Genomic DNA, 19,758 nt, shown 5'->3' with positions numbered 1-19,758 from the left:
CGCCTTCCCGCTGCGGGTGCGCGCCATGGGCAAGGCGGAGCGCGATGCCAAGGTGCGGGCGGCGCTGGACCTTGTCCAGCTCGACCGCTTCGCGGAGCGCAAGCCCTCCCAGCTTTCCGGCGGGCAGCAGCAGCGCGTGGCGCTGGCGCGGGCGCTGGTGTTCGACCCGGCGCTGCTGCTGCTGGATGAGCCGCTTTCGGCGCTGGACAAGAAGCTGCGGGCGGAGCTGCAGGAAGAGCTGAAGGCGCTGCACCGCCGTGTCGGCCGCACCTTCGTCAATGTGACGCATGACCAGGAGGAGGCGCTCTCCCTCTCCGACCATATCGCCATCCTGAACCATGGCAGGCTGGTGCAGATGGGCCGGCCGATCACGCTCTACGAGGCGCCACGCACCCGCTTCGTCGCTGACTTCCTTGGCAAGTCCAACTTCCTGCAGGGCACGGTCCGGGAGGTGACGCCGGGCGGCATGGCGCTGCAGGCGGGCGGCACGCGACTGGTGCAGGCGGCGGGGGCGGGGCCGCGCCCGGCCATCGGCGCGCCGGCCCTGCTCTCCCTGCGACCGGAGAAGATCGCGCTGCTGGGCGAGTCCGACGCAGCGGAGAATGTGGTGAGCGGCGAGATCGCTGCCTGGGCCTATCTTGGCGCCGGCTTCTCGCTTTCCGTTCGCACGGCGGATCTGGGGGAGATCCGCGTCGCCCTGCCGGCCTGGAAGGCGCCGATCGCGCCGGCGGAGGGGTTGCCCGTGCGACTGGGCTGGAGCGCCGATGCGGCGGTGCCGGTGTTGGAGGATGAGGGGGCCGCATGAGCAGCGCCGCCGCGCCCGCGTTATCCGTCGCCGCCCCGGCCCCCAGCCTGCCGCGCTTCCGCAATGCCGGCTGGTGGGGGCTGATCCTGCCCGCCTTCCTGCTGATGACGGTGTTCTACCTGGCACCGATCCTGCAGGTGCTGCTCATCTCCTTCACCGAGCCGCGGCCTGGCCTCGACAATTACGAGCGGCTCTTCACCTCGATGGGCGTGCAGAACGTCATCGAGACCACGCTGCGCATCTGCATCATCACCACGGCGGTGTCGCTGGCGCTCGGCTATGCGCTCTCCTATGTGATGGCGCTGGCCTCGCCGCGGGCGCAGCGCTGGTGGCTGCTGGCGGTGCTGGTGCCGCTCTGGATCTCCGTCCTCGTCCGCGCCTTCGCCTGGGTCACGCTGCTGCGGCGCCAGGGGCTGGTGAATGAGGGGCTGATGGGAATCGGCGTGATCGAGGAGCCGCTGCGCCTGGTCTGGAACGAGTTCGGCATCGTCGTCGGCATGGTGCACTACATGGTGCCCTATGCCGTGCTGCCCATGCTGGCCTCCATGCGGGAGATCGACCCGCGGCTGCTGGCCGCGGCGCGGGGGCTCGGTGCCTCCCGCTTCACCGCCTTCCGCCGGGTCTTCCTGCCGCTTTCGGCGCCCGGCCTGGTGGCGGCGGGGGTGCTGGTCTTCATCTTCTCGCTGGGCTTCTACATCACGCCCGCCATCCTCGGCGGCGGCAAGACGCTGATGGCGGCCGAGTGGATCAAGCTGCAGATCCTCGACCTCATCCGCTGGGGCCTCGGGGCCATGCTGGCGACGGTGCTGGTGGTCGCCATCCTGGTGACCCTGGCGATCTTCTCCCGCGTGGTGAACCTCAAGCGGCTGTTCGGGGGAGGGGCGTGATGCCGGCCGGGGAGCGGAGCGGCGCTTACAGCGACGGGCCGGCGCAGCCTGGGGGAGCGCCGCGATGAATGGCGGCTACCCCGCAGGACCCTTTGCGAAGGGCATCGCCTGGGTGACGGTGCTCTACCTCATCCTGCCGATCACCATCGTCATCCCGGTCTCGCTGACCGACCAGCGCTACCTCTCCCTGCCGCAGCAGGGGCTGAGCCTGCGATATTACGCCAACCTCCTCGGCTCGGAGGCCTGGCTGGGCGCGATCTGGCAGAGCTTCTGGATCGCCCTGGCCTCCACCACCCTGGCGGTGGCGGCGGGGACGCTCTGCGCCATCGGCTGCTGGCGGCTCGGCCGGCGCAGCACGGAGCTGGTCCGGGCGCTGATGCTGCTGCCGCTCATCATCCCCAGCATCGTCTACGCCATCGGCCTCTATCGCTATTTCGGCAAGCTGGACCTGCTGGACCGATTCCTCGGCGTCACCCTGGCGCATGGGGTGACGGGCATCCCCTATGTCATCATCACCGTCTCCACCGCGCTTGCCGCCTTCGACCCGCGGCTGGAACAGGCGGCGCGGGGGATGGGGGCCAGCCTCTCCCAGACCCTGCGCTGGGTGATCCTGCCCCGGATCATGCCGGGCATCGCCAGCGGCGCCATCTTCGCCTTCATCCATTCCTGGGATGAGCTGGTGATGGTGCTGTTCATCGCCAGCCGGCAGGTCTTCACCCTGCCGCGGAAGATCTGGGACGGCATCAACGAGAACCTGGACCCTACCATGGCGGCGGTCGCGGTGCTGCTGATCGTCTTCACCGTGCTGCTGCTGGCGCTGGACGGCGCCCTCCGGACGCGGAGAAGCGGTTGACGTACCCCTGGAAGCCGGACGACCATCCGTGTTCCGGAAGGAGACGTGAAACATGAACGTCGCATCCCCGCCCGCCTCGCGCCATGGCTGGTCGCAGGAGGAATGGCAGATCCGCTGCGACCTTGCGGCCCTCTACCGTCTCTGCGCCCATCACCGCTGGACCGACTGGATCTACACCCATATCAGCGCCCGGGTGCCGGGGCCGGAGCACCATTTCCTGCTCAACCGCTACGGCGTCATGCACCATGAGATGCGCGCCAGCGACCTGGTGAAGATCGACGTCAACGGCAACCCGGTGGAGGAGCCGGAGGGCTGGGACGGGCGGAGCGCCCTGGTGAACGCCGCCGGCTTCGTCATCCATTCCGCCGTGCACATGGCGCGGGAGGATGCGCATTTCGTCATCCACACCCACACCAGGGACGGCATGGCCGTCGCCGCCCAGAAGCACGGGCTGCTGCCGATCAGCCAGCACGCGCTGAAATTCTACGGCCACCTCGCCTACCACGACTATGAGGGCATCGCGCTGGACGAGGATGAGCGGGTGCGGCTGACCAAGGACCTCGGCAGCCACAACGCCATGATCCTGCGCAACCACGGCCTGCTGGTCTGCGGCCCGACGGCGGGCGAGGCCTATCACGAGCTCTACTACCTGGAGCGCGCCTGCTCCGCCCAGGTGGCGGCGCTGGCCGGCGGCGGCGAGCTGGTCTTCCCGCCGGAGGAGGTGCGCCGCCACACCGCGGAGCAATTCCATACGCCGAGCGCATCCTCCGGCAAGGAATTCGCCTGGGGCGCGGCGCTGCGGCTGATCGAGAACGACAAGCCGGACTACCGTTCTTGACCGCCGAGCTGCTGATCGAAGGGCGCGTCTTCCGTGGCCTGGCGGGGGGCTTCGCGGAGGCCCTCGCCATCCGGGACGGGCGTGTGCTCGCGGTCGGCAGCCTGGAGGAGGTGGTGCATCTTGCCGGCCCGGGCACGCAGCGCCTGGCCCTGGGGGAGCGGGTGGCGATCCCCGCCTTCAACGAGGCGCATATGCACCTGCTGCCCTATGGAATTGGCCTGGCGCAGGTGAATCTGCGGCCGGAGGAGGTGACGACGCTGGATGCGGCGCTCAGCCGGATCAAGGCTGCGGCGGCGAAGGCGCCGAAGGGCGCTTGGATCCTGGGCCGCGGCTATGACCATGCGGCGCTGGATGTCGGCCGCCACCCGACGGCGGCGGAACTGGACGCGGCGGCGCCGAACAACCCGGTCTGGATCACGCGGACCTGCGGCCATATGGGCGTCGCCAACAGCGCCGCCCTTGCCGCCGCCGGCATCGGCCACAACACGCCGGACCCTGAGGGCGGCGTCATCGAGCGGCGCGGCGGGGCGCTGACCGGGCTGATCCAGGAACGCGCCATGCGGCTGGTGAAAGGGGCGATGCCGGTCGCGTCCGAGGCGGTGATGATCGAGGCGATCGAGCTCGCTTGCGGCAAGCTCGCCAGCTACGGCTTCGCCAGCGCCACCGACATGTATGTCGGCGCCGTCGCCGGCCTCGCCGAAATCCCGGCCTATCGGAAGGCCCAGGCGGAAGGCCGGCTGCCGCTCCGCATGTGGCAGGTGCTGGGCGGCAATCCGGAGGATATCGCCCAGGCCGCCTGGGAGCAGGGGCTGCGCCCGATGCAGGGCGATGATGGCCTCCGCTGGGGCGCGGTGAAGGTCTTCGCCGATGGCAGCGCCGGCGGCCTGACCGCCGCCTTCTTCGACCCCTATCTGCCGGCGCCGACGCGAGGCGTCTTCACCTTCCCCGACGAGACGATGCACGCCCTGCTGAAGCGCTACCATGAGCAGGGCTGGCAGCTCGACATCCATGCCATCGGCGATGCCGCGATCGAACAGGTGCTGCAGGCGATGGAGGCGGCGGACACGCCGGAGCATCCCTTCGGCGGCCGCCGCCACCGGATCGAGCATTGCGGCTTCGTCACCCGGGACCAGCGGCGGCGGATGCGGGCGCGGGGCATCCTGCCGGTGCCGCAGCCGGTCTTCATGTATGAGTTCGGCGACCTCTACGTCACCAATCTGGGGCCGGAGCGCAGCGCCCACGCCTATCCGATGAAGACCTGGCTGGAGGAGGGGCACCACCCGGCGGCCTCCTCGGATTGCCCGGTCTCCACCGTCGATCCCTTCGTGAACCTCTTCACCATGGTGACGCGGCGGACCAATCGCGGCACGGTGCTGGGGCCGGAGGAGAGGCTGAGCGTGGCGGAAGCCATCCACTGCCAGACATGGTGCGGCGCCTATACGCAATTCGCCGAGGACCGCCGCGGCGCGCTGGAGCCGGGGATGCTGGCCGATCTGGCGGTGCTGTCGCGCGACGTCCTCGCCGGCGCGCCGGAGGAGATCCTGGGCACCCGGGCGGACCTCACCCTGCGGGACGGGCGGCCGATCTTCGACCGCCATGGCGAACTGACGGCGCTGGACCTGGCCCCGATGGAGCCGGCAATTCACGCCCCCCGGGCGACTGCAGGCTAGCGGTCCGGACCCATGCTGCGTCACAGCCTGCACCGCCTGTTGCTCGCCATTCCCGTGCTGTTCGGGGTGCTGCTGATTGGCTTCCTGCTGATGCAGGTGGTGCCGACCGATGCCGCCCAGGTCCGCGCCGGGCCCAGTGCCACGCCGGATGTGGTGGAGGCGATCCGCCGCGATCTCGGCCTCGACCAGCCGCTCTATGTCCAGTTCGGCCGCTATCTCTGGCGGCTGGCGCAGGGCGATCTCGGCGTCTCCATCATCAACAACGTGCCGGTGAGCCAGGAGCTGGGCGCCACCATCGGCCCGACCCTGGAGCTGATGGCAGCGAGCCTGATCTGGGCGATCCCGCTCGGCATCGCCATGGGCACTTTCGCGGCCTACTGGCGCGGCTCGATTGCGGACCGCATCATCATGGCCTTCAGCGTCGCGGGCGTGTCTGTGCCGGTCTTCTTCCTCGGCCTGCTGCTGATCTGGTTCGTCGGATTCAAATGGCAGCTGCTGCCCTTCACCGGGCGCGTCGGGCCGCTCTGGGAATGGGAGGGGCTGCAGGCCATCATCCTGCCGGCGCTGACGCTGGGCGGCGTCTTCGTCGGGCCGGTGGCGCGGATGACGCGGACGGCGGTGCTGGACGTGCTCTCCGCCGACCATGTCCGCACGGCGCGCGCCAAGGGGCTGACGGAGCGGCTGGTGGTGCTGCGGCACGCGCTGCGCAACGCGCTGATCCCCGTGGTGACTTTGATCGGTCTGCAGATCGGCTTCCTGCTGGGCGGGGCGGTGGTGACGGAGACGGTGTTCTCCTGGCCGGGCGTCGGGCGGCTGGCGGTGGGCGCCATCCTCTCCTCCGACCTGCCTATGGCGCAGGGGACCATCATCGTGCTGTCTGCCGGCTTCATCCTGGTGAACCTGCTGGTCGATGTGCTCTATGCCGGACTCGATCCGCGGATGCGCGCGGCATGAGCGCGACCACCGTGCCGAACACGGCGGAGGCGGTGCCGCCGAAGCGGGCCGGGCTGCTGGCGCGGCTGCTGAAGGACCCGGCGGCGGCGCTGGCGCTGGCCTTCGTGGTGCTGGTTATCGCCGTCGCGGTGCTGGCGCCGGTGCTGGCGCCGAGCGACCCCTTCGACAACGATCTGGCCCGCAGCATGCAGCCGCCGGGCTCACCCGGCCTGCCGCTGGGGGCGGATTCCCAGGGGCGGGACATGATCACCCGGCTGCTCTACGGCTTGCGCGTCTCGCTGCTGATGGGCGTGGTGGCGACGGGCGCGGGCGGCGCGGCGGGGGCGCTGCTCGGCTTCCTCGCCGCCTTCTACCAGCGCTGGCTGGACGGGCCGATCATGCGGCTGATGGACATGATGCTGTCCTTCCCCGCCATCCTGGTGGGGCTGGCCATCGCCGCCATCTTCGGCCCCGGCATCTTCTCCGTGGTGCTGGCGCTGTCCATCTCCACCGTGCCGCTGATGGCCCGCATCGTCCGCGGCAGCGCGCTGGTGGTGATGCGGCTGGACTATATCGAGGCGGCGCGCGCCATCGGCATGAGCGATGCGCGCCTGATCTGGCGTCACCTGGCCCCCAACTGCCTGAGCGCTATCTTCGTCTTCGCCACCTTGCGCTTCGGCCAGGTGATCCTGCTGGGTTCGGCGCTGAGCTTTCTTGGCCTAGGGGCGCAGCCGCCTACGGCGGAGCTCGGCGCCATGGCCAGCGAGGGCCGCAATTTCCTGTTCTTCGCACCGCATATCGCGGTGATTCCCTGCGTACTGATCTTCTTCGTGGTGCTGGCCTTCAATGTGCTGGGCGACGCGTTGCGCGATGCGCTGGACCCACGCCTGCGCGTCTGACTCATGGGTTCCAAGGGCCCTTCGGCCCTTGGCGGGGTGAGCGCGAGAGGGGCGGCGCCCCTCTCGCCTGTCGGGAGGTTGGGGATGAGAAAGCTTGCTTACGCCGCGCTGCTGGCCCTGGCGGCCGGCACCGCGCATGCGCAGCCCGCGCCGCGGAACACGCTGGTGGTGCTGCGCGAGATCGACGCCGACAATTATGACCCGCCGCGCTCCACCGCGCGTTCTGCCGGCGAGAGCCTCTACATGATGAGCGACACCCTCGTCTCGCTCGACTGGGACATGAAGACCGTGCGGCCCGGCCTCGCCGAGCGCTGGGATGTCTCGGAGGATGGCCGGCTCTACACTTTTCATCTCCGCCGCGACGTCACCTTCTGCGACGGCAAGCCCTTCACCGCCCGCGATGTGGTCTACACCATCAATCGCTGGCTGGACCCCGCCACCCGCAGCCCGGTGCGCTGGCGCGCCGGCCCGGTGAAGGAGGTGCGGGCCAAGGACGACTACACGGTGGAGTATGAGCTGACGGAGCCCTATGGCGAGCTGCTCTACCAGCTCTCCCTGTTCTTCGCCTCCATCGTGGACCAGGCAACGGTCGAGAAGCTCGGCCAGAATTTCGGCGTGCAGGGCTTCAACGGCACCGGGCCCTATTGCTGGGTGAGCTGGACGCCGCGGCAGGAACTTGTCCTGCAGCGCCACCCGAATTACCGCTGGGGCCCGCCCATCTACCGCAACCCGAGCCCGCAGGTGGAGCGGGTGATCTGGCGCGTGGTGCCGGAAAGCCAGACCCGCCTCGCCGCGTTGCAGACCGGCCAGGCGGACGCCACGCAGTACATCCCGAACGTCGCCATCAACCAGCTCCGCAACGTGCCGACGGTGCGCATGTCCACCCAGGAGAACTACTTCTGGGACTACTTCCTGGGCTTCAAGGTGGACAAGCCGGTGGTGAGCGACCCGGCGATCCGCCGCGCCATCAACCAGGCGGTCAACCGCAGCGCCATCGTGCAGGCGGTGTGGTTCGGCACGGCGCAGCCCGCGACCTCCTATCTCAACCCCAACACCGCGGGCTATGATGCGGAGGCGGCGAAGCTGGTGCCGGGCTACGACCCCGAGGCGGCGCGGCGCACGCTGGACGAGGCCGGCTGGCGCATGGGGCCGGACAATGTGCGGGTGAAGGGTGGCCAGCGCGCCAGCTTCCTCACCTATGCCATCAACACCCAGACCTCGCGCCAATATCTGGAAGCCATCCAGGCTGACCTTCGCCGGATCGGCATCGAGATGCGCATCCAGCTCTGGGACGCGACGGTGGGCTGGGGCAAGCTGGCGACGCAGGAATTCGACGCCTTCACCATGTCCTATCCCTATGTGACGGCGACGGACGCCTTCTCGCTCTACTTCGACAGCCGCAACCGCCCGACGCCGAACCGGATGAACTGGAACGACCCGGCGACGGATGAGGCGCTGACCCAGGCCAAGGTGGCGCTGGACCCGGCGGCGCGTGCGGCGGCGATCGCGCAGGCGCAGCGCATCGTGGCGGAGAACAATGTCTGGCTGCCGCTGGCGCGGGAGCAGATCTGGGTGGCGGCCTCGCAGCGCACGGAAGGCGTGCGGGCGCATGGCATCTATGGCGTCGCGCTGTACAAGGGGCTGGACATCCGGCTGACGCGCTAGCGGCACGGCACCGGCCGGGGCGACTGCGTCCCGGCCGGCAACGGCAACAGGGGATGGGAATGAGCATCACGCTGATCAAGGGCGCCGAGGTCGCCATCCTCTGGGACGCCGCCGCGAAGCAGCATGTCTATGCCACGGATGTGGACATCGCCTTCGAGGGCGGGCAGCTGCTGCATATCGGCGGCGCCTATGCCGGGAAGGCTGACGAGACCATTTCCGGGCGCGGTCTCATGGTCATGCCCGGGCTGGTCAACATTCATTCCCATCCCTCCAGCGAGCCCATGAACAAGGGGTTCACCGATGAGGTGGGCACGCCCGGCCTCTACAACTCCTCCCTCTACGAATACCTGCCCATCTTCCGCGCGATGCGGAGGCAGTGCCGAGCTGCGTGCGCGTCGCGCTGAGCGAGCTGCTGCTCTCCGGTGTCACCACCGTCGCCGACCTCTCCATGGCGCATCCCGGCTGGCTGGACCTGCTGGGCGAGAGCGGCATGCGCGTCTGCATCGCGCCGATGTTCCGCTCCGCCCGCTGGTTCACGAAGAACGGCCATGTGGTGGAGTATGAATGGGACGAGGGGGCCGGCCAGAAGGCCTTCGCCGAGGCGATGACTCTGATCGAGCGCGCCGAGCAGCATGAGAGCGGCCGCCTCTTCGGCATGGTGGTGCCGGCGCAGATCGATACCTGCACGCCCGAGCTGCTGAAGGACAGCTTCGACGAGGCGAGGCGCCGCGGCGTCTCCTGGCAGATCCACGCCGCGCAATCCGTCTCGGAATTCCATGAGATCACCCGCCGCCATGGCTTCACGCCCATCGGCTGGCTGCATGAGCAGGGGCTGCTCTCGGAACGCAGCATCATTGGCCATGGCATCTTCCTCGATGACCATCCCAGCACGCCCTGGCACACCAGGCGCGACCTGGATGTGCTGGCGGAGACCGGCACCACCGTGGCGCATTGCCCCACTGTCTTCGCCCGGCGCGGCATCACCCTGAAGCATCTCGGCCGCTACAAGCGGCATGGGGTCAATATGGGCCTCGGCACGGACACCTATCCGCACAACATGCTGGATGAGATGCGGCTCGCCGCCTATCTCGCCCGCACCCAGGCGACCGACCCGCGCAGCCTGACGACGACGGAGCTGTTCGAGGCAGCGACCATCGGCGGCGCGAAGGCGCTGGGCCGCGACGATATCGGCCGGCTTGCCGCCGGCTGCCGGGCCGATTTCGTGCTGGTGGACATCACCCACCCGATGATGCGCCCGGCCCGCGACCCGCTGCGCAGCCTGATCTACGCCGCGGGCGACCGGGCGCTGAAGGCCGTCTATGTGGATGGCACCAAGGTGGTCGAGCATGGCGAGGTGCTGACCATGGATTACCGCGCCGCCGCCGCGCATCTGCATGAAGCGCAGCAGCGCGTCGCAGACCGCGTGCCGGAGCGGGACTGGAACCACCGCACGGCGGAGCAGATCTCCCCCTCCACCTTCCGCTGGGCCTGATGCAAGCGCCACTCCTCGCCATCGACGGCCTTCGCACCGTCTTCCGCACCCCCTCGGGCGAGGTGGCGGCGGTGGATGGCGTCTCCCTCGCCGTGCCGCGCGGCCGCACCCTCGGCATCGTAGGGGAGAGCGGCTGCGGCAAATCCATGCTCTCACTCTCCGTCATGCGGCTGGTGCCGCGGCCGGGGCGCATCGCGGCCGGCAGCGTGAAGCTGGAGGGACGGAACCTGCTCACCCTCTCGCCGGCCGAGATGCGCGACGTGCGCGGCGGCCAGGTGGCGATGATCTTCCAGGAACCGATGACGAGCCTCAACCCGGTGCACGCCATCGGCGACCAGATCATCGAGGCGATGCAGGCGCATGAGCCGGGCGCGCGCGACCTGCGCGACCGCGCCATCGAGGCGCTGCGCCGCGTCCGCATCCCGGCGCCGGAGCGGCGGCTGGACGAGTATCCGCACCAGCTCTCCGGCGGCATGCGACAGCGGGTGATGATCGCCATGGCGCTGGCCTGCCGGCCGAAGCTGCTGATCGCGGACGAGCCCACCACCGCGCTGGACGTGACGGTGCAGGCGCAGATCCTGGACCTGCTGCGGGAGCTGCAGGCGGAGACGGGGATGAGCATCATCCTCATCACCCATGATCTCGGCGTGGTGGCCGAGATGGCCGATGAGGTGGCGGTGATGTATGCCGGCCGCGTGGTGGAACAGGCGCCGGCGCGGGCGATCTTCGAGGACCCGCAGCACCCCTATACCCTTGGCCTGCTCGGCTCCATCCCGCGGCTGGATGAGGAGCGGGAGAAGCTGCTGGCCATCGAGGGTACGGTGCCGCCGCCCTTCGCCCTGCCGCCAGGCTGCCGCTTCGCGCCGCGCTGTCCTTTCGCGGTGAAGGCCTGCGAGGCGGCGATGCCGCCGCTGCATGAACTGGCGGAAGGTCACTACGCGGCCTGCATCCGGGCGCCGGTAGAGCAGGCGGTGGCGGCATGAGCAATGCTGGAACCTCCATCCCAGAGCTTTCCCGCCAGGCAGGGGAGGGCGGAGCCCAGGCGGCAGCACCCAAGCCTGTAGGCGAGGCCCCGCTCCTGGCCGTGCAGGACCTCGCCAAGCACTACCCCGTCCGCCGCGGCCTGATCCTCGCCCGGCAGGTCGGCACGGTGCGCGCCGTCGATGGCGTCTCCTTCACTCTCAACCGTGGCGAGACCCTGGCGCTGGTCGGCGAATCCGGCTGCGGCAAATCCACCACGGCGCGCCTCGTCCTGCGCCTCATCGAGCCCAGCGCGGGCCATATCGCGATCGAGGGCGAGGACATCACTCGCCTCTCCGGCGCCGCGCTGCGCCGCCTGCGCCGCCGAGCCCAGATCATCTTCCAGGACCCCTATGCCTCGCTGAACCCGCGCCTCTCGGTGGGCGACGCCATTGCCGAGCCGATGGTGGTGCACGGCATCGGCAATGCCGCCACCCGTGCCGCGCGCGTGCGCGAATTGCTCGGCCTGGTCGGCCTCGCCGCCTATCACGCCGACCGCTACCCGCATGAGTTCAGTGGCGGCCAGCGCCAGCGCATCGGCATCGCCCGGGCGCTGGCGGTGCAGCCGGAGCTGGTGGTGTGCGACGAGCCGGTCTCCGCCCTCGACGTCTCCATCCAGGCCCAGGTGGTGAACCTGCTGAAGGAGCTGCAGGCGCGCTTCGGCCTCGCCTATCTCTTCATCGCGCATGACCTCGCCGTGGTGAAGCACATGGCGGATCGCGTCGCCGTCATGTATCTCGGCCGGATCGTGGAGATCGCGGAGAAGCGCGCCCTCTTCGCCGCGCCGCGCCACCCCTATACGCGGGCGCTGCTCGCCGCCATTCCGCACCCCGATCCCGGCCGGCGCGGCAAGGTGACGCCGCTCGGCGGCGACGTGCCCAGCCCCATGGCCATCCCGCCCGGCTGCCGCTTCCACACCCGCTGCCCGCATGCGGCGGAGATCTGCCGGCAGCAGGAGCCGCCGGCGCTGGAGGTGGCGCCCGGCCATCTGGCCGCCTGCCACTTCGCCGCCACCCTGCCGCCGGCGGATATGGCGGTGGGCGGGGGGCTCAGCCCGCGTGCGGCGCAACGCCTGGCGCTCTTTGCCGCTGGCCGGCGCGGCGGCTGACCCCAGGCGGCAGCCGGTTCCGTCAGAGGTGCCGTAGCTGCTGCCCTTCCGAGGGGGCGTCGTGGCAGTCGGTGCGGAGTTCCAGCGATCCGGGGCCTGCACGAAGCCGCGCAGCGCTCTTGCGGGAATGCCTTTAGCCGCGCCTTCATCCGGCCGGGTCCATCCTGGCGCCGTCCAAGGCCCTCCAGAATGGTGAAGAGATGGTGTCCAGCGTCTCCGGCAGTGGCGCCGCCGCCTATGTCGGCGTCCTGCTCTCCTCGCTGCGCGGCAATGGCAGCAGCGGCGGCTCGGGCGGCGGCACCGGCACCGACAGCAGCGCTGGGCAGGACACGCTCTACCTCTCCTCCCAGGCCCAGCTCCTGCTCTCCCTGACCGCCGCGCTGGATGCCGCCAAGGGCACCGCCACCTCCGCCGACCAGATCATGAGCCTCGCCGCTCAGCTCGGCCCGGTGGTGGTCAGCGGCGATGGCTCCGGCCCGACCATCGAGGTCACCCGGCGTGGGCCGGATATGGCGGACGCCACCCTCAACCGTCTCGCCGCGATCCTGCAGGGCGGGGCCGATCCCGGCCCAGGCGTTTCCTCCGGCTACTTCGGCTCGGTCCGCACGGGGGAGGGGAATGATGCGGTGCTGGCCGGGGACCCGACCGCCCCGGCCGATCCCGCGGGCGGCCTTGCCGCCCTGGTCAGCACCGGGGAGGGGGATGACACCATCACCGTCAACGGCAATGCCCTGGTCCGCGGCGGCACCGGGAATGACAGCATCACCTCCACCGGCGGCAGCCTGCTGGTCAATTTCGGCTTTGACGACGGCAATGACACGGTGGAGACCGCCGACGGCCCGCTCGGCCTGCTGATGGCCGGGGTGGAGGAATCGCGGCTGCTGGTCGCGCAGGAGGGCAACGACCTCGTGCTGCGGATCCATGACACGAATGACAGCCTGACCATCCGCAACTACCGCGCGGCACAGGAGGGCTATATCCGCCTCGCCGACGGCACCAAGACCCTTGCCGAGCTCACTGCCGGGCTGAACTTCACCGCCTGATCCCGGCGTCCGGCGCATCGCGCCTGCCGGCAATTCGCATTGCACGATGCGGGCGCGGGATGGCTCCCGCGCCGCGGGTACCCTGGCGGAACCGACGCGGCCCGCCTATCCTCCGGCGAAACGCCTGCCGGACGCCGAGCCTGCCTGGCGCCGATGCGGAACTGCCGGGCGGGATGCCGGGCCTGCAAGGCCCGCAAGGCGGCGCAGCCTTTCGGCAGGACGCGCACGGGGAAGGAGCAGCCATGATCGCCACCATCGTCTCGCCGCGGCTGATGCGCATCGGCGGCGGCAGCACCGCCCAGATCGCGGAGGTGCTCGGCCTCTTCGGTCTTTCCCGTCCGCTGCTCGTCACCGATCCCTGGATGGTCTCCTCCGGCACCGTGAACCGGGTGCTGGAGCCGCTGGCCAAGGCCGGGATCACGCCCACGGTGTTCAGCGACACCGTGCCGGACCCGACCGACACGGTCATCGAGGCCGGCGTCGCCGCCTTCCGCGCCGGCGACTATGATTGCCTGATCGGCTTCGGCGGCGGCAGCCCGATGGACACGGCGAAGGCCATGGCCATCCTCGCCGCGGCGGAGCCGGGCGCCAAGATGCGCGCCTTCAAGGTGCCGGCGAGCGCGGACAAGGCGGCGGTGCCGGTCATCTGCATCCCCACCACCGCCGGCACGGGCAGCGAGGCGACGCGCTTCACCGTCATCACCGACACCGAGACGGATGAGAAGATGCTGATCGCCGGCCTCGGCGCCCTGCCGCTGGCGGCGATCGTCGATTACGAGCTGACCTACAGCGTACCGGCGCGCACCACGGCGGATACCGGCATCGACAGCCTGACCCATGCCCTGGAGGCCTTCGTCTCCAAGCGCGCCAACCCGCATGCGGACAGCCTGGCGCTTTCCGCCATGCGCCTCATCGGCCGCCATCTCCGCATCGCCTATCGCCAGCCGCACAATGCCGCGGCGCGGGAGGCGATGATGCTCGGCGCCATGCAGGCGGGGCTCGCCTTCTCCAACTCCTCCGTCGCCCTGGTGCATGGGATGAGCCGGCCGATCGGCGCGCATTTCCATGTGCCGCACGGCCTTTCCAACGCCATGCTGCTGCCCGCCGTCACCGAATACGGGCTGAACCATGCGCTGCCGCGCTATGCGGAGGCGGCGCGCGCCATGGGCGTCGCCACAAGGGACGATGCGGACCAGGTCGCCGGCAGCAAGCTGCTGGAGGAGCTGCGCGAGCTGAATCAGGAGCTCGGCGTGCCGACCCCGGCGCAATACGGCATCGGCGCGGCGAAGTGGGAGGGGCTGCTGCCGCTGATGGCGCAGCAGGCGCTCGCCTCCGGCAGCCCGGCCAACAATCCGCGGGTGCCGGAAGCCAGCGAGATCATCGCCCTCTACCGCCGGGTCTATGGCTGACGGGGCCTTTGCCTCGGACTTTGTGTGTGGTCCAGCCCCAGCGGTTGAACCCGCTGACTCAGGGCGGGGTCCGGGGCCAAGCCTTGGCCCCGGCGGGGGCATGGGGGCAGAGCCCCCATATCGCCCCCACCCTCAGCCGCGACCCGCGACCTCCGTATCCTTCTTCGGGATCAGCTCATAGGGCGGCGCATAGCCCGGCAGGGCCTGGATCCGCCCGGCCCAGGCCGCCAGCCGCGGCCAGCGGGCGATCTCGAAGCCGCCCTCCGCCATGAACACCATGCGCCCCCAGCAGCCGAGATCGGCGATGCTCGGCGCCTCGCCCATCAGCCAGTCGCGGCCTTCCAGCGCCTGGTCCACCGTGGTCAGCGCCGCCTCTGCCAAGGGGCGGAAATACGCCATCACCGCCGGGTCCACCGCGCGGAAGCGGCTGTAATGCCGCACCTTGGCGACATTGGTGATGGCGTCCGATTCCCAGGAGAGCCATTCCCGCGCCTGCCAGCGATCCTGCTCGCGCGCCGGCTCGAAATGCCCGGTCGTCCGGGCGAGGTAGTCCAGGATGACATTGGACTGGACGATGGTGAGGCCGCGGTGCCGCAGCGCCGGGACCTGCCCGTAGCGGTTCACCGCCAGGTAGTCCGGCAGCTTCTGCGCCCCGGTCTTCAGGTTCACCGTGCGGAAGCTGAAGGGCAGCCCGGCGAGCGTCAGGAACAGCATGGGCTTGAAGCTGGAACTGGAGGTGAAGCTGCCGAACAGCGTCAGCCTCTCCCGGTCCGGCGGGTCCTGCATGGCATCGTCCTCCCGGGCCGGCACCCTGCACCCGGCCACCGCCGAAGATGACGGCACACGGGCTGATTTGGGCAGGCGCTTCGGTCCGGGCCGGAGCATCGCCCCGGCCCGGCGGCCTGTCCATCAGCCGCGGCGATAGCCCCGCCAGCCGGCCAGCCAGGTGGGAAGCGCGCTGGCCGGCAGCGGCCGGCCGATGCCGAAGCCCTGGGCGCTGTCGAGGCCCAGGCCGCGCAGCAGGGACCAGTGGCCGAGTTCGCCGACGCCTTCCGCGATCACCATCTGGCCCCGCCGCCGGGCGAGCCCGATCAGGCGGCGCACGGCGTGCCGCACCGCGGCCTCCCTCGGCAGGCGCTCCACCAGGCTGCGGTCCAGCTTGAAGCCGGCGAAGGGCAGGGCGAGCAGCCCCTCCCGCCCATCGCCCAGCGCCAGATCATCAAGCAGCACGCGGTAGCCGGCCGCGTTCAGCCGCTGCAGGGCCCGCAGCAGCAGGCGGCGGTCGCGCACCTCGGTGGTCTCGGTCAGCTCCAGGAAGAGCCGCCCCGGGCCGAAGCCGGTGCCGGCCATGGCGCGGCCAAGCCAAGCGACGAGGTCCGGCTGCAGCAGCAGGGCCAGCGGCAGGTTCAGCGAGAGGCCGAGGGCGGGAAAGCCCGGCGCCAGCCTGGCCAGCTCGGCCCCGGCGCGGGAGGCGACAGCGATGGAGAGCTTGCGCGCCAGCCCGGCACGCTCGGCCAGGGCGACGAAGGCATCCGGCCGCACCGGCGCGTCCGGCAGGTGCCAGCGCGCCAGCGCCTCCACCAGGATCGGCCGGCGGTCGCGCAGGCTGACCACGGGCTGGAAGCGCACCGCGATCTCGCCGCGGGCCAGGCTGGCTTCCAGCGCCGCGGCGGCGGCATCCGGCAGGGCGCTGGCGGAGGCGGGCCGGGCCAGCAGGGCGGCGGCGAGGCGCAGCGGGTCGGCTGGCAGGACCACGACATCCCCCGGCAGGTTGCCGCGATCGGGGCTGGAGGAAACGACGACGAGGCCGGTGGGGGCGCCGGGATCGCGCAGCAGGGCCAGCAGATTGGGCCAATCCGCGCCCGCCGCCAGGGGGTCGCAGACCAGGTGGCGTGGCGCCACACCCGGGGCGGCGATCCTCGCCAACGCCTCCCGCCCGCTTTCGACCACCATGGCAGGCGGCCGCCCCAGGCTGTGGGTCGCGGCATGTGCCGCAGCGATCACGGCCGGGTCGCGCGCGAGCACGACCAGACGGTCACGGCCAGGATCAGAGCGGACCGAGCAGGACAATCCTAGTCCCCGAAAAACGTGTCAGGGAGCTTAGCGCCCTGCCTGTGCCAAGTCATGCATGGAGTGCAGGGAATCGTCTTTTTTCTGCGCATCATCTACATGGGAGGAGGCGATGGCCAAAGCTTGAGCCTTGTGGTGCCGCCGATTGCCCCTGGACGTGCGCCATGGAGCACAAATCCAGCTCATTTCCCTGGATTGACCTATACGACGTGGAGCGTATGCAACTCATGCGTGTTATTTCGTCGCGATGTTGCGATTTTCTGCGCCGGCATGCACGTCCGGATTGATGCTGCGGCGCTGGTCTCCCTCCTGGGTGCAGCCCCGGCCATAAGACTCATGCGATAATTGCGGCACTACGCGCCGCGATGCTCGGTTGATTCAGCGCCGGAACCGGAGATCGAGCCCGCGGGCGCGCCAGCCTGCCTCGATGCGGTCCAGGTCGATCCGCCCTGCCGGGTTGGCCTTGCGGGGCGAATCGGGCAGCCCTGGCTTGCGGTCCCGCGTCCAGATGCCGAGCAGCCGGCGCAGCTCCGCCAGCGGGTCGGGGTGGTCGTCCACCCTGATGTCGAGATCCGGGAAATCCTCCGTCGTCACCATCACCATGGCGGCGGATTGTCGGCCCCGGCGGTCGCCCCCCGCCCGCTCCCCGGCCTCCATCGCCGCCATCAGCCGCTCCGGCAGCTCGAGCGTCGCGCCGGTGGCGAAGCTGGCGAAGCATTCCGCCACCACCGCCTCCCCGGCCAGCATGTTGCCGGCGACGGAGAAGCCCTCCGCGGTCATGTGGCCACACCATTCCACGCAATTCTCCCCGGTCCAGGCGGCGCTGCTTCCATGCCGGTCCACCGCATGCACCTGGCGGATGCCACGGCCGGGGTCGCTCGCCAGCGCGCCCTCGATCGCCGCAGCCGGTGTCAGCCCGCGCGCCATGCCGTCCAGGATGGCGGGGCCGAGATAGCGGTTGGTCATGGACTGGGTCGAGACGGCGCCCACCCCGGCACGGACGAAGGGGCAGCTTGCCCCCACCGCGAAATTGCAGGTGGCGACCGCCACGGCGAAGGCGCCGGTCTCAGGGTCATGGGCGGTGATGGACCAGGTCATGAGCGAACTCCCCAGCGACGGGCGGCAGCACGGGCGGGGCACGGCCCAGGCCGGCCCGCACCCGCTTGCGCAACGGCCGCCATGGCGGCAGCCTGCCGGCAACCGGGAGGAACGCCAATGCCCCATGCCATGAGCCGCCGCGCCGCCCTGGCCCTGCCGGGCCTTGCCCTGCCCACCCTGGCCCAGGCCCAGGCCCAGGCCCAGGCCCAGGCCCAGGCCCAGGCCCAGGCCCAGGCCGCCTGGCCGGAACGGCCGGTGCGGCTTGTCGTCCCCTTCGGGGCGGGTGGTGCCATCGACACCCTGTCCCGCACCGTCGCTACCGCCTTCCCGCCACTCGCCAATGGCCAGGGGCTGGTGGTGGAGAATCGCGGCGGGGCCGGCGGCACCATCGCCGGCGCTGCCGTCGCCCAGTCCCGCCCCGATGGCTACACGCTGATGATGGGGGACCTCGGCGCCAACGCCATCGGCAAGGAGCTGCAGCCGAGCCTCGGCTATGACCCGATGTCCGCCTTCACCGCGGTCTGCCACCTGGTGAACCTGCCGCTCGCCCTCGTCGTCCCCGCGGCCTCGCCCCATCGCAGCCTCGCGGAGTTCATCGCCGGGGCGAAGGCCCCGGATCAGGTCTATGCCCATCCCGGCATCGGCTATGTCGGCCATCTGGCGCAGGAGCTGCTGCTGCGCCGCATCGGGGCGCGGATGACGCCGGTGCCCTATCGCAGCGGCGCCGAGGTGCTGCGCAGCCTGCTGTCGAACGAGACGGGCAGCGCCATCATCACCGTCTCCACCTCCCTGCCGCAGATCCGCGAGGGCAAGCTGCGCGCCCTCGCCGTCGCCTCCGCGAAGCGCGTCGCGCTGCTGCCGGAGGTGCCGGCCATTGCGGAGACGGTGCCGGGCTTCGAGGCGACGGTCTGGCATGGCATCCTGGCCCCCGCCGGCCTGCCGCCGGAACTGGCCGAGGCGATCAACCGTGTCTTCAACGCGGCCATCCGCCAGCCGGAGGTGCGGCAGGTGGTGGAACAGACCCAGGCGGGCGAGGTGGTGGGCGGCACGCCCGCCGAATTCGCCGCCTTCATCGCCGCCGAGCACGCCCGCTGGGCGCCGCTGATCCGCTCGGCCGGCATTCGCACGGAGTGAGTTGCATGGCCGAACCCGCCCCCGCCCGACCCGCCGCGACGGTGCTGCTGCTACGCGACGGGCCGGCCGGGCCCGAGGTGTTCATGGTGGTGCGCCACCGGCAGATCGAGTTCGCCGCCGGCGCGCTGGTCTTCCCCGGCGGGCGGGTGGAGCCGGCGGATGCCGAGATCGCCGCCGGCCTCGGCACCGACGACCCCTTCGCCGCGCTGCGCGTCGCCGCAATCCGCGAGGCTTTCGAGGAGAGCGGGCTGCTGCTCGCCCGCACCGCGGGCGGCGTGGCGCTGACGCCGGAGCAGGGCGCGGCCGTCGCTGCCGCGCACCGGGATGCGCTGAATGCCGGCAGCCGGGGCTTCGCCGCGCTGCTGCAGGCGGAAGGGCTGGTGCCGGATATCGGCGCGCTGGTGCGCTTCGCCCATTGGGTGACGCCGGACGACCTGCCCAAGCGCTTCGACACGCATTTCTTCCTTGCCCCCGCCCCGGGTGGCCACGCCGCGGCGCATGACGGGCGCGAGGCGGTGGACAGCGTCTGGATCACCCCCGAGGCGGCGCTGGCCGCGGCGGAGGCGGGGACCCGCACCGTGCTCTTCCCGACGCGGCTCAATCTCGGCCGCCTCGCCGGCGCCGCCTCCCTGGAAGCGGCCATGGCGGCGGCGCGGGCGCGGGAGGTGGTGCGGGTGCAGCCGGTGCTGGAGACGGATGCAAGCGGCGCCCGCTTCCTCCGCATCCCGGTGGAGGCGGGCTATGGCGGCCCGCTGTTTCCGGCCGGCGCGCGGGCGATGTAGCCGGCCGGCTGCACCGAGGAGGGGCGCGGCCGGCGGCCGCGCCCACCCCGCG

Annotated in this window: 19 protein-coding genes; 16 read left to right on the top strand and 3 right to left on the bottom strand. The window is 70.8% G+C overall.

What is annotated here, in order from left to right; translation table 11 throughout:
• The 14 genes from NJ376_RS12965 to NJ376_RS12900 all read left to right on the top strand — a co-directional run.
• Positions 1-805 (top strand): ABC transporter ATP-binding protein (locus tag NJ376_RS12965; protein ID WP_252953690.1); only part of this gene is annotated, 805 nt, incomplete at its 5' end.
• On the top strand, positions 802-1,692 hold the full coding sequence (locus NJ376_RS12960; protein ID WP_252953689.1) for an ABC transporter permease: 891 nt from the start codon (positions 802-804) through the stop codon (positions 1,690-1,692). The genes NJ376_RS12965 and NJ376_RS12960, both read left to right, overlap by 4 nt.
• Positions 1,693-1,756: 64 nt before the next feature.
• On the top strand, positions 1,757-2,545 hold the full coding sequence (locus tag NJ376_RS12955) for an ABC transporter permease (protein WP_252953688.1): 789 nt from the start codon (positions 1,757-1,759) through the stop codon (positions 2,543-2,545).
• A gap of 52 nt (positions 2,546-2,597) precedes the next feature.
• Positions 2,598-3,383, top strand: a complete 786-nt coding sequence (locus NJ376_RS12950) for a class II aldolase/adducin family protein (protein ID WP_252953687.1) — start codon at positions 2,598-2,600, stop codon at positions 3,381-3,383.
• Positions 3,380-5,053 carry an amidohydrolase gene (locus tag NJ376_RS12945; protein ID WP_252953686.1) on the top strand — a complete coding sequence of 558 codons (1,674 nt, stop codon included), beginning with the start codon at positions 3,380-3,382 and terminating at the stop codon, positions 5,051-5,053. Before NJ376_RS12950 ends, NJ376_RS12945 begins: the two co-directional genes overlap by 4 nt.
• 12 nt (positions 5,054-5,065) lie before the next feature.
• Complete coding sequence (locus tag NJ376_RS12940) at positions 5,066-6,007, top strand: ABC transporter permease (RefSeq protein ID WP_252953685.1); 942 nt, start codon at positions 5,066-5,068, stop codon at positions 6,005-6,007.
• On the top strand, positions 6,004-6,885 hold the full coding sequence (locus tag NJ376_RS12935) for an ABC transporter permease (protein WP_252953684.1): 882 nt from the start codon (positions 6,004-6,006) through the stop codon (positions 6,883-6,885). Before NJ376_RS12940 ends, NJ376_RS12935 begins: the two co-directional genes overlap by 4 nt.
• An 84-nt stretch (positions 6,886-6,969) precedes the next feature.
• Positions 6,970-8,550, top strand: coding sequence for an ABC transporter substrate-binding protein (locus tag NJ376_RS12930; RefSeq protein ID WP_252953683.1), 1,581 nt, complete (start codon positions 6,970-6,972; stop codon positions 8,548-8,550).
• Between the two features lie 59 nt (positions 8,551-8,609).
• Positions 8,610-8,954, top strand: a complete 345-nt coding sequence (locus NJ376_RS12925; RefSeq protein ID WP_252953682.1) for a hypothetical protein — start codon at positions 8,610-8,612, stop codon at positions 8,952-8,954.
• Entirely contained in the window at positions 8,939-10,042 is a 1,104-nt protein-coding gene (locus NJ376_RS12920) for an amidohydrolase family protein (RefSeq protein ID WP_252953681.1), read from the top strand. The genes NJ376_RS12925 and NJ376_RS12920 overlap by 16 nt, the downstream gene beginning before the upstream one ends.
• Positions 10,042-11,025, top strand: coding sequence for an ABC transporter ATP-binding protein (locus NJ376_RS12915; protein ID WP_252953680.1), 984 nt, complete (start codon positions 10,042-10,044; stop codon positions 11,023-11,025). Before NJ376_RS12920 ends, NJ376_RS12915 begins: the two co-directional genes overlap by 1 nt.
• Positions 11,022-12,170 (top strand): ABC transporter ATP-binding protein, encoded by a 1,149-nt coding sequence (locus NJ376_RS12910; RefSeq protein WP_252953679.1) that lies wholly within the window; start codon positions 11,022-11,024, stop codon positions 12,168-12,170. The genes NJ376_RS12915 and NJ376_RS12910 overlap by 4 nt, the downstream gene beginning before the upstream one ends.
• A gap of 200 nt (positions 12,171-12,370) precedes the next feature.
• A complete protein-coding gene (locus NJ376_RS12905) occupies positions 12,371-13,213 on the top strand; it encodes a calcium-binding protein (protein ID WP_252953678.1) in 843 nt (280 codons plus the stop codon).
• 242 nt (positions 13,214-13,455) lie between these two features.
• On the top strand, positions 13,456-14,622 hold the full coding sequence (locus NJ376_RS12900; protein ID WP_252953677.1) for an iron-containing alcohol dehydrogenase: 1,167 nt from the start codon (positions 13,456-13,458) through the stop codon (positions 14,620-14,622).
• 132 nt (positions 14,623-14,754) lie between these two features.
• On the opposite strand, the gene NJ376_RS12895 is transcribed toward NJ376_RS12900, so the two are convergent.
• The 3 genes from NJ376_RS12895 to NJ376_RS12885 form a co-directional block, all read right to left on the bottom strand.
• Positions 14,755-15,408 (bottom strand): glutathione S-transferase family protein, encoded by a 654-nt coding sequence (locus tag NJ376_RS12895; protein WP_252953676.1) that lies wholly within the window; start codon positions 15,406-15,408, stop codon positions 14,755-14,757.
• A 123-nt stretch (positions 15,409-15,531) separates the two neighbouring features.
• The gene (locus NJ376_RS12890; protein WP_252953675.1) at positions 15,532-16,575 is read right to left on the bottom strand and encodes an EAL domain-containing protein; all 1,044 of its coding nucleotides are present in this window, start codon (positions 16,573-16,575) and stop codon (positions 15,532-15,534) included.
• A gap of 495 nt (positions 16,576-17,070) precedes the next feature.
• Complete coding sequence (locus tag NJ376_RS12885) at positions 17,071-17,790, bottom strand: DUF1028 domain-containing protein (protein WP_252953674.1); 720 nt, start codon at positions 17,788-17,790, stop codon at positions 17,071-17,073.
• 117 nt (positions 17,791-17,907) lie between these two features.
• Here NJ376_RS12885 and NJ376_RS12880 point away from each other — a divergent pair, with 117 nt between their 5' ends.
• A complete protein-coding gene (locus NJ376_RS12880) occupies positions 17,908-18,924 on the top strand; it encodes a Bug family tripartite tricarboxylate transporter substrate binding protein (RefSeq protein ID WP_252953673.1) in 1,017 nt (338 codons plus the stop codon).
• Between the two features lie 5 nt (positions 18,925-18,929).
• Positions 18,930-19,706 carry an NUDIX hydrolase gene (locus NJ376_RS12875; protein WP_252953672.1) on the top strand — a complete coding sequence of 259 codons (777 nt, stop codon included), beginning with the start codon at positions 18,930-18,932 and terminating at the stop codon, positions 19,704-19,706.
• The last annotated feature ends 52 nt before the right edge of the window (positions 19,707-19,758 follow it).

Source organism: Siccirubricoccus soli (assembly GCF_024178315.1).
Classification (GTDB): Bacteria; Pseudomonadota; Alphaproteobacteria; order Acetobacterales; family Acetobacteraceae; genus Siccirubricoccus; species Siccirubricoccus soli.
The sequence above is the reverse complement of the archived record's forward strand: the minus strand, read 5'-3'. Positions and strand labels throughout refer to the sequence as shown.